This window comes from Pseudofrankia coriaricola, assembly GCF_001854805.1.
Taxonomy (GTDB): domain Bacteria; phylum Actinomycetota; class Actinomycetes; order Frankiales; family Frankiaceae; genus Pseudofrankia.
On sequence record NZ_MBLO01000270.1, the window covers coordinates 1 to 9,962 of the forward strand.

At 72.4% G+C, this 9,962-nt stretch carries 7 protein-coding genes; 3 read left to right on the forward strand and 4 right to left on the reverse strand.

Annotated elements, in window-relative coordinates:
• Positions 1-120 precede the first annotated feature (120 nt).
• The 3 genes from BCD48_RS42485 to BCD48_RS42495 all read left to right on the forward strand — a co-directional run bounded on the left by BCD48_RS42485 (position 121) and on the right by BCD48_RS42495 (position 2,369).
• The gene (locus tag BCD48_RS42485; RefSeq protein ID WP_083420060.1) at positions 121-363 is read left to right on the forward strand and encodes a helix-turn-helix domain-containing protein; all 243 of its coding nucleotides are present in this window, start codon (positions 121-123) and stop codon (positions 361-363) included.
• Positions 360-1,238 carry a hypothetical protein gene (locus BCD48_RS42490; RefSeq protein WP_241842412.1) on the forward strand — a complete coding sequence of 293 codons (879 nt, stop codon included), beginning with the start codon at positions 360-362 and terminating at the stop codon, positions 1,236-1,238. Before BCD48_RS42485 ends, BCD48_RS42490 begins: the two co-directional genes overlap by 4 nt.
• Positions 1,239-1,376: 138 nt before the next feature.
• Entirely contained in the window at positions 1,377-2,369 is a 993-nt protein-coding gene (locus BCD48_RS42495; RefSeq protein WP_071054121.1) for an NlpC/P60 family protein, read from the forward strand.
• Positions 2,370-2,383: 14 nt separating this feature from the next.
• Here BCD48_RS42495 and BCD48_RS52795 read toward each other — a convergent pair whose 3' ends face one another.
• The 4 genes from BCD48_RS52795 to BCD48_RS42510 all read right to left on the reverse strand — a co-directional run.
• Complete coding sequence (locus BCD48_RS52795) at positions 2,384-2,542, reverse strand: hypothetical protein (protein WP_007516199.1); 159 nt, start codon at positions 2,540-2,542, stop codon at positions 2,384-2,386.
• Between the two features lie 1,490 nt (positions 2,543-4,032).
• Entirely contained in the window at positions 4,033-5,643 is a 1,611-nt protein-coding gene (locus tag BCD48_RS42500) for an FAD-binding oxidoreductase (protein ID WP_071054123.1), read from the reverse strand.
• Positions 5,644-5,852: 209 nt separating this feature from the next.
• Positions 5,853-8,342 carry a protein kinase domain-containing protein gene (locus BCD48_RS42505; protein ID WP_241842413.1) on the reverse strand — a complete coding sequence of 830 codons (2,490 nt, stop codon included), beginning with the start codon at positions 8,340-8,342 and terminating at the stop codon, positions 5,853-5,855.
• Between the two features lie 223 nt (positions 8,343-8,565).
• Positions 8,566-9,962: NHL domain-containing protein (locus tag BCD48_RS42510; RefSeq protein ID WP_491677208.1), on the reverse strand; the 1,397-nt coding region annotated here is incomplete at its 5' end.

Consider the following 9,962-nt stretch of genomic DNA (forward strand, 5'->3'; position numbering starts at 1 on the left):
CGAGGCTTCGCCATCGTCGCGCACCCTTTGGCCTCTGACACCTGGACGGCCGCCGGGTGCGCGAGGCTTCGCCATCGTCGCGCACCCTTTGGCCTGACCTCTTCGAAAGGGGCAGCCGCTATGCAGGAGGGCGTGCCGACGGTGCGCGACCCGGCGGGCGCGGGCGCCGTCCCGTCCCAGCACCCGCAACGTCTTGACGACGACGACGTGCTGACCGTGGACGAGCTGGTCAGCTGGCTACGGCTTTCGGAGAGCACGGTGCTGCGGCTGCTGTCCGAACACGCCATCCCTGCCCGCAAGGTGGGGCACCAGTGGCGAATCCGCCGAGGACGCGTTCGGGACTGGTTGGACGGGCGGGAGTGAGCGCGGGCGCAACCGAGGAGAGGCCCCGCCACGGGGGCGGGGACGAGGCCGGGGCCAGCGCGACAGCGCGGCTAAATCGGGTCGTGGTGAATGCCGGCCGCTGCCCGGCGCCGCCCGCGGCCTGTCCCGCGCCGGCCACTCGGCCTGCCTCGGCCGTCGCCCCGTCGCCGCGCGCCGCCGCCAGGACATCGGCGCCGCCTGGGCCCGGCGCCATCCGCGTCATCGCGGCGGTGGTGCTGGTCGCGGTCCTGGCGGCCGGCTGCTCGTCATTGCGTGACCGGACCGAGCGGGCCGCCTCGTCGGCGACGCCGCAACGCACGACCGGGCCGCCGCCCGGCGCGAGCCAGGCGCCCGGGCCGCCGCTGGCCACCGCGTCGGCGGGCGAGGCCGGCGCGGGCGCGCCGCCCGACCCCGCCGACCCGGCCGCCGTCGCCACCTACTGCTTCGCTCGCTGGCAGTCCTTCGACGCGCGCTCCGATGCGGATCTGTCCGCCGGTGCCGAGCGCGCCCAGGCCGACGGCTGCTTCACCACCGACTTCTTCGCCCAGCTGACGAGTGCCGGTACCGGGGCAGGCTCCGGCGGAGCTGGCGACACGGGCTCTCCCGCTGGGGACAGCCAAGCCTGGCAGGAGCAGCGGGCGCACGGTGCCCGCTCGACGGTCACCGTGCTCGCGGCCACCCCGCTCGCCGACACCGCCGCGACCGGCCGAGTGGTCTATCTGCTGAACGCGCGCAGCGTCTTCACGACCGACAACTCCACGCCCCTCGAAACCGTCTCCACTCCGAAGGTGACGCTGCTGAATGACGCCGACGGCCGGTGGCGGATCGCGGGCGCGGACCTGTCCGGCAACGCGGGCGACGCGCCCGGGCGCTGACAGGCCGTGAAATGTGCGATCATGCTGGGCGATCGCGCGTCGCGGGCGGCTCCAGGCGGTCGAGAAGCGGCCTCCACACACCGGGTGGCCGGTACTCCGCCGGCCAGGTACTCCGCGAAGAGCGAAGGGTAGGCGGGGATGGTTCGGGGAGCGCGCGGCTCGCGCTCGTGGCTGCTCTGGCTGGGTGTCGGCGGCATGGTCTCGGTCGCCGGGGTCATGCTGTTCATCCTCGTCGTCGTCCTGCTCCTCGCCGGTCCGTTCCTCGCTGACCAGGACGACGGCCCACGAACGATCACCAACTCCGAGGGGATACCGGCGGAGTATCTGGGGCTGATTATTTCGGCGGCGAACGACGCCGGCTGTGCCGAGGTCACTCCAGCGCTGCTGGCGGCGCAGTTGTACCAGGAGTCCGGTTTCAACCCGAGCGCGACGTCGCCGGTGGGCGCGATGGGTATCGCCCAGTTCATGCCGGGCACCTGGGCGACGCACGGCGGCGGCGGAGACGTGTGGGACCCGGCGGACGCGATCCCCGCCGCGGCCCGCTACGACTGCGCCGTCGCGGCGTCGGTGGCGCGGATTCCGGGACCCGGGCAGGAGAAGATGCTCGCCGCCTACAACGCCGGACCCGGCGCGGTGCTCACCTTCTCTGGCATCCCGCCGTTCCCGGAGACGCGTAACTACGTGCGGACGATCCTGGCGAAGGCACGCGAGTACGGTGACGCGCTCGCGCCGGGCGCCGAGGTCCCGGCGGGTGTGGTGGCGCCCGTGATCGCTTTCATGCGATCCCAGGTGGGTAAGCCCTACGTGTGGGGAGCCGAGGGGCCGGGTGCCTGGGACTGCTCGTCGCTGGTACGAGCCGCCTACCGGACGGTCGGCATCGAGCTGCCACGGGTGACCACCGATCAGCTGGCCGCCGGGCCGCGGATCTCCGGCGTGGACCTGCAGCCGGGTGACCTGTTGTTCATCCCGGGCTCAGATGGCACCGTGGCGGCGCCGGGACACGTCGGAATGTACGTCGGCAACGGGCAGATGATCGCGGCGAAGGGTGCCCGCTGGGGAGTGGTCGTCTCGGACATCTCCAGTTGGACCGATGTGGTCGCCGTCACCCGCCCCTTGGCCGCCGGGGCCTGACCGCGTGCTCGCCGCTAGACGGCGACGTCGCTGACGAAGTTCGACATTCCGTCCCCGAGTTGCCCGAGCCAGCCGAACGCGGTGTGGACGAAGCTGGCGGCGTCGCTGGGGGCCGTGGCAATGTAGAAGGCCACGAAGATCCAGAACCCCCATGGATACAGAAGCTTCTTCACGCCAGACCTCACTGTGATCCGGGCGCCGATCGGCGAGCGATCGTGCCGTGTCGAGGACCGGCGACGCGGTGCCGGGCTCGTTGGACGGACCGCCGCCGCTGCGCCGCCCGGCGACCCGGGCGGCGCAGCGGCGGCGGCCACCGTCTTGCCAGCGCGCCTACCGCATCACCAGATTCGAGTTTCTACTCACGCAGCGTGTTTATCGCAAGCCAACTCGCCGCACTGGGAACACACCAGACCACAGAAAGTATGCGTCGTGGCGATCTGTCTGTAATCCGGATAAGGCCTGACTAGGAGCGGACAGGAAGCTGACAGTAGCGATCTGGAGTCTTTCCGCGTTCTACTGACCCCGGCACCTCGAGCCGGTTGACGTCGACTCCCTGCTCGAGGTGCCTCCTGTGGTTGCCTTCCGCGGTGCCTTTCAGTGAGTTGTTTGGTTGGGTTTCAGTCATCCGGGTGCGGCGGGATCTGTCAGGTGCTGCCTGATCTGGGGGTGTGCCTGGCGGCCTGGAAGAGGTGCGGCTTACCGGGGGGTTTGGGGTGTGGGTTGTGGTTTAGGGGCCCGAGATGATCACGGTCTGTCGGGTGCTGCCTGATCTGGGGGGGTTGCCTGGCGGCCTGGAAGAGGTGCGGTTTGGGGGATCTGGGGTGTGGGATGTGGCTTGTGATTTAGGGCCGCCGGCTGATCAGGATCTGTCGGGTTCGGCCTGACCTTGGGGGGTTGCCTGGCGGCCTGGAAGAGGTGTGGCTTGCTGGGGATGCGGGGGTGGGGGGTGTGGCTTGTGGTTTGGTAGCCGTGGCTGATCATGGTCCGTCGGGGGCTGCCTGACCTGGGGATGTCTGGCAGTGTGGGGTGCGGGTGATTCGGAAGGTGCTGTCTGGCCGGGGCCGGTCTTGGAATGGCCGTTGAAGCGGGTGATGACCGGCCGGCGCGGAGGCCCACCACGAGCGAAGCGAAATGGCCCGTGCGGGCGGTGCAGCTTCGCACTGGCGACGTCAAGCGTGACCGCACCCGTGCTGGTGCGGAGGCGCGCTTCCACGGACGGCGTGCTGTGGTCTTGTAACGGTCAAGCGTGTCGTGACCGAACTGGCGCGGAGGCGCGCCTCCGCGGAGGCCCGGCCACGAGCGAAGCGAAGTGCCCCCGTGCAGGTGTGCTGTGGCGGTTCGGCTGGCTAGAGCGTGACGCACCCGAGCTGGCGCGGAGGCGTGCCTCCGCGGAGGCCCGGCCACGAGCGAAGCGAAGTGCCCCCGTGCAGGTGTGCTGTGGTGGTTCGGCTGGCTAGAGCGTGACGTACCCGGTCTGGCGCGGAGGCGTGCCTCCGCGGAGGCCCGGCCCACGAGCGAAGCGAAGTGGGTTGGGCCGCAGCGGAGGTCGCCGCAGCGCACGTGAGCGCAGGAGGACACGGCGCGGAGGTCCCTTGGGAGCGAAGCGAGTAAGGGGCCGTAGCGCCGTGCCCGCACGGAGCGAACCAGAAACAGAGCGAACCAGTTATACAGGGATGCTTTGGGGGAAGCGGAAGAGGTTGTCGGGGTCGTAGTGGGTCTTGACGGTGCGCAGGCGGGGGAGGTTCGCGCCGTAGTAGGCCTGTGCCCAGTCGGTGAGCTCGGGGTCGATGTAGTTCTGGTAGGCCTGCGCGGAGACGTGGGGGGCGGCCGCGGCGACGGTGTCGCGCAGCCATCGGCCGTTCGCGTCGACCACCTCGGCCGAGGCGCCGGCCGGGTAGCCGCCGAAGTACTGGATGCTGGCGATCGCGTCCCGGTGGACGAATGCCGTCTCCGCCGGGCCGACCCGCCCGATCGCGCCGCCCCAGGCGTCCAGGATGATCCCGCCGCTGGCGGTGGCCAGCGGGTCGCGTTGGCGTTCCTCGATCATCCGGACGAGCACCTCGTTCCCCGCGGGGGCGAGCGGCGCGAGCAGGATCGACGACGCCGCGCGCTGGCCGGGCCTGCGCGCACCCGCTCGGATCCCGGCCGTGCTGCCGCATTCGCCGCCGCTCGCCGAGCAGCCGCCCTCGATGCGCATCGCGGCCAGGTGGTCATGCTCGGTGATCGACGTTCCCGCGGGCGACGCCGAGCGCACCGCCGCCCGCAGATCGGCGAGCGGACCGGACAGCCCTGCCCGCACGCCCGCGAACACCCCGCTGATCCGCAGCGTCGGCGCGGAACCGCCGGGCACCGAGCCCGCCACCAGCGTCGACCACAGCTCGTCCGGCATCGCGCCGAGCTTCCCGGTGACCCAGTCCTGCCACGCGGTGAGCACCTCCTGCGCCGCCCCCCATGGCCAGCGCAGCGAGAACAAGGTCAGTGAGCGGGCGGCGTGGGTGGCGAACCGGAACGCGGTGACGATCCCGAGGTTGCCGCCCCCGGCCCCGCGCAGCGCCCAGAACAGGTCGGAGTCGTGGTTCTCGTCGACCCGTACCGTCTCGCCGGAGGCGAGCACCACGTCGGCGCCCGTCATGTGGTCGCAGGTCAGGCCATACAGCCGGCCGAGCACCCCGACCCCGCCGCCAAGCGCGAGCCCGGAGATACCGACCGTCGGGCATGATCCGCCTGGGATCGCCCGCCCGACGCCCGCCAGGTCGGCATATACCTTGATCAGCCGGGCGCCGGCGCCGATCGTCGCGACGCCATGGTCGTCGACGCTCACCTGGTTCATCCGGGTGACGTCGACGACCAGTCCCTCGGTCGTCGAGTAGCCGCCGTAGCTGTGCCCCCCGCAGCGGGCGGCCAGGCCCACCCCGGTCGCCCGCGCGAACCGGACCGCGGTGGCCACGTCGTCCTGGTTCGCCGCGTAGGCGACACCCTGGGGGCGGACGGTGTCGAAGGCCGGGTCGAACAGGGCCCTCGCGGTGTCGTACTCGCCGTCGCCGGGCCGCACCAGCTCGCCGGTCAGCCGTGCCGCCAGCGTGTCCCAGCTCTGCGTCGGATCAAGTGACGGCGACGGCCCGGGCGGGCTCGCCGTCGCGCTCGGGCTGGGCGTTGGCGCGGGCGAGCCGTCCGAGGAGCAGCCGGCGAGCAGGCCGCCGCCGCCGACGGCCGCGCCCCCAAGTACCGAGAGCCCCAGCCGCAGCGCGGTGCGCCTGTCCGGTACGACCTCCATGTCCGGACCTTAACCGCGCATACCCCCAGGCCACAGGCCGTTCGCCCGGCTTGTCGGCGCGATGGCTTCGGGCCGGCAAGTGACAGGCGGTCCATCGTCCGTGATGAGCCGGCGGCCATGTGTGACGGATGTCCGACCCGCACCCGGGCGGATGTCCGACCCGTGCGCGGTGGTCAGCCAACCGTGCATGGCGGGCGGCGTACCTGGCGCTATGTCGCCGGCGGGACCACCAGGGCACGCACGATGTGGTCGTCCGGGTCGATCCGGACGAGGGTGGATTCGTAGTACAACGTGGCATAGACCGCGCCGGACGGGTCGACGATGATCGCGTCCACGCTGCCCATGTCGGCCTGGGTCGCCAGTGTCCCGTCCAGGCCGCCGGAACCGGACGAGCCCACGCCCGCATACGTGGTGATGACGCCGTCCACACCAATTCTGCGGATCTTTCCGTTGGACTGGTCGGCGATGTAGAGCGAGCCGTCGCCGCCCAGGGCAACGTCGATCGGGTCGTAGAGCAGCGCCTTCGCGGCTGGGCCGCCGTCACCCGTGTCGCCACTTGTGCCCGCGGTGCCGGCGACCGTGCTGATGATGCCCGCTGGAGTGATCTTACGGACGGTCTCCAGGTTGTCGTCGGAGACGTAGATCGTTCCGTCGTCCGCGACCGCGAGCCCGTTCGGCGAGGGCAACGTCGCCTTCGTCGCCGGCCCGCCGTCGCCCTCGCGGTTACCGGCGCTGGAGCGGCTGGCCGCGCCGGCGACCGTCGAGATCAGGCCATCCTTGGTGACCTTCCGGATCCGGTTTCCCTCGGCGATGTAGACCGAGCCGTCCGGGCCGATCGCCAGCGCGGTGGGCCCGTAGAGCGCGGCCTTGGTCGCCAGGCCCGAGTCCACCGTGAAACCGTCCTCGTCAGCGCTGGCGCCGGCGAAGACGAACGCCTGGCCGGCGGGCGTGATCCGGTAGACCCGGTTGGCGCCATAGTCGGCGATGTAGCGGGCGCCGCCCGGCGCGACCACCACCGCCCGCGGATCCTGCAGGACGAGCGACAGCGCGGAGATCCCGCTGGCGGGGATCGGGGCGGGGCTGGGCGGCGGGGTACTCGTCTCGGCCGACGGCGTACCCGACGGCTGTGCGGCCGGCGGGCCGATGCCGGCGATCTTGCGCAGGATGCCGTCGGGGCTGAGCTGGTACACCGCCGCGGTGCCTTCGGACGCGTCGGAGGCGGCGACGAAGATCGAGCCGTCCTCGGCCAGGCCGATCCCCCCGAGGTACCCACCGGCGGTCAGCACCCGCTGCTCGCCGGCGTACCCGGCCTTCGCGCCGCCGTGGCCGCCGCCGGTGGCCAGGACCAGGCCCACGACGAGCGCCGCGACGCAGACAACGCCCACCCCCGCGGCGATGAATGCCGTCCGTCGGCGCGCGCCGGGGCGGGCGCGCCGACGACGGCGAGTCGGCGCGAGCGCGGGGGAAGCCGGGCCCGGCTGCGGCGGGAAGCCCGCCGGCCCGCCAAGGCCGGGGGGCGGGGTGCCGTTCGCCGGGTAGGGCTGCCACCCGCCCGGGCCTGGCTGACCGACGGAAAACTGCTGGCCAGGCGGCGCGGGTGTCGTCGGGGTGGGCGGCGGCGTGCCCAGCGGGGTGGAGCCCGGTGGCGTGATGACGGTCGGCTGGGCCAGGTAGTGCGCGGGCGTCGTCCAGGCGCCGGAGGGAGCGGGCAGCGTGTCACCGAGGCGATGGCCCGCGGCCGTGAGGACGTCGTCGGGCAGCCGGACGGGCACCCCCGCCGTCGCGAGCCAGCCGGGGCCGAACACGGCTGTCGTGGCGGCGGCCAGGTGCAGGGCCAGCTCGTGCGCGCTCGCGGGTCGCTCGGTCGGGTGCTTGGCCAGCGCGGCGAGCACCACCGCGGCCAGCGGCGCCGGCACCTCCGGCAGCGGCTGAGGCGGCACGGACAGGTGATGGTGCAGCAGCGCCGGCACCGCGAGCCCGCGCGGGAACATCGGCCGGCCGGCGAGCAGCTCGTAGAGCACGATGCCGAGGGCGTAGATGTCGGTGCCCGGGCCGAGCCTGCTGCCCTCGATCTGCTCGGGGGCCATGTAGCGCGGGGTGCCGACCAGGCCGGTCGTCGTCACCGCCGTCGTCTCAACGATCTTGGCGATACCGAAGTCCGTGACCTTCGGCACGCCGGACGCGTCGAAGAGCAGGTTGTCGGGCTTGACGTCCCGGTGCAGCACGCCGATCTGGTGCGCGGCCGCCAGCGCCGTCGCGGCGGCGAGGCCGACCGCGCAGCCCGCCCGCGGGTCGAGGCCGCCGGCGGCCATGCGCGCGCGCAGGCTGCCGCCGGTGAGCTGTTCCATGACGAGCAGGCACAGGCCCGCGTGCTCCACGTAGTCGTAGACCCGGACGATGTGCGTGTGGTCCAGGCCGGCGAGCACCCGGGCCTCGGAGAGGAACCGGGAGCGCAGGTCGGACGACTCGTCCCCGCCCGAGCCGAACACGCCGCCACCGGGCCCGGACAGGACGCCGCCACCCGGCCCACCGCCGCTGCCGGAACCCGTGCCGGATGCCTCGGGGTCGAGCAGCACCTTGACCGCGACGGCGCGGCCCATCAGCCGGTGGCGCGCGGCCAGCACCGCGCCGAAGCCGCCTCGGCCCAGCTCGGCTCCGATCTCGTAGCCAGGCAGCGCGGTGGCGATCAGGTCAGGCATGGGTGTCGGCATCGTCGGGGCTGCTCCATGCTCCAGGCGTCTGTGCTCGGGCGACGGGTGGTCGAGGCCGCGGTGGTCCGGCGGTAGCGGGTCGGACAGGCACCGCGGCTCAGGCAGGCACCGTGGTTCAGGCAGGCACCGTGGTTCAGGCGGTGCCGGGTTCCAGGACGGCGTAGGGCGCGTACGGAAGAGGATCTCCGCACGCGCCCGTGGCCGCGGCTGCTCAGCTCTGTCGGGCGATGGTGGTGATGGTTCCGTTCGGGTCGATCCGACGGATCACGTTGTTGCCGTTGTCAGCGACGTAGATGGCTCCGTTGGCGTCGACGACCACCGAGGTCGGGTCCTTGAGCTGGGCCGCGTTCGCCTGGCCGCCGTCCCCGGTGTAACCCTCGGCGCCGGTGCCGGCGATGGTCGTGATGATCCCGTCCGGGGTGACCTTGCGGATCGTCTCGCTGCCGTAGGCGCAGATGTAGACGGTGCCGTCGTGGCCGAGGAACACGTCGGGGATCGACAGCGTGGCGCCGGTGGCCGGGCCGCCGTCGCCGGTACGCCCGGTCTCGCCGTTGCCGGCGAAGGTGCTCACGGTGCCAGTCTTGTCGATCTTCTGGACGGTGTCGCTGCCCAGGTTGGCGAAGTAGATCGTGCCGTCGTCGGCCAGGCCGATGCTGTTCGGGCCGTCGAGCTTGGCCTGGGTAGCCGGGGTCGGCGTACCGGTGTAGCCCTTCTCGCCGGTGCCGGCGATCGTGGTGATGATCCCGTCCGGGGTGACCTTGCGGATCCGCTGGTTCTCGTAGTCGGCCAGGTAGAGGGTGCCGTCGGCCGTGACCGCGATGCCCTCGACGCCGTTGATCTGTGCCTGGGTGGCCGGGCCGCCGTCGCCGGAGTAGCCGGCCGTGCCGGTGCCGACCACAGTCGTGATCTTGCCGGTCTTGTCGATCTTGCGTACGCGGAAGTTCTGCGTGTCTGGGATGTAGAGGTTGCCGGCCTTGTCCCAGGCGACCCGGCCGGGGCCGTACACCTGTGCCGCCGTGGCCGGGCCGCCGTCGCCGGAGAAGCCGTCCTTCGCGTTCCCGGCGATCGGGGTGACGGTCCCGTCCTTGGCGATCTTGTGAACGATGTGGGTGTCCAGGTTGGACACGTACAGCGCGCCGTCGTCGCCGATGCTGAGGTCGTATGGGGCGAGATTCGGAACCCTCAGCGTCTGGCCCGCGTAGCCGACGGCCTCCGCGGGCAGCCGGTGGGTCCGGTCGGGAAACGCCTCGGACGAGCCGTCGTCGCCCCCTCCGCCCCCTCCGCCGCCACCGCTGGACGCCGCGAGCACGATGGCGGTCGTGAGGCCCGCGATAAGCACGAAGAGCAGCATCGCGACGATCCAGGTCGCTCGCGCCGAGAGCCCGAACAGCCCCTTCTTGTCGTTCGGGCGCGCCCGGTGCGCCGGCAGCGGAGGCTGGGGCTGGGGTCGTGGCTGCTGGAGCCGTGGCGGCGGGAGCGGCTGGTTCGTCCTCTGCCAGGCGCCGGCGGCCTGCGGCGGGTAGCCGGGGCTGGCCAACGGCGCGGACAGGGGAGTCGGCCCCGGAGTGTTCGACGGTGGCGCGGGGGTCACCGGGCGCGGGGCCGGGG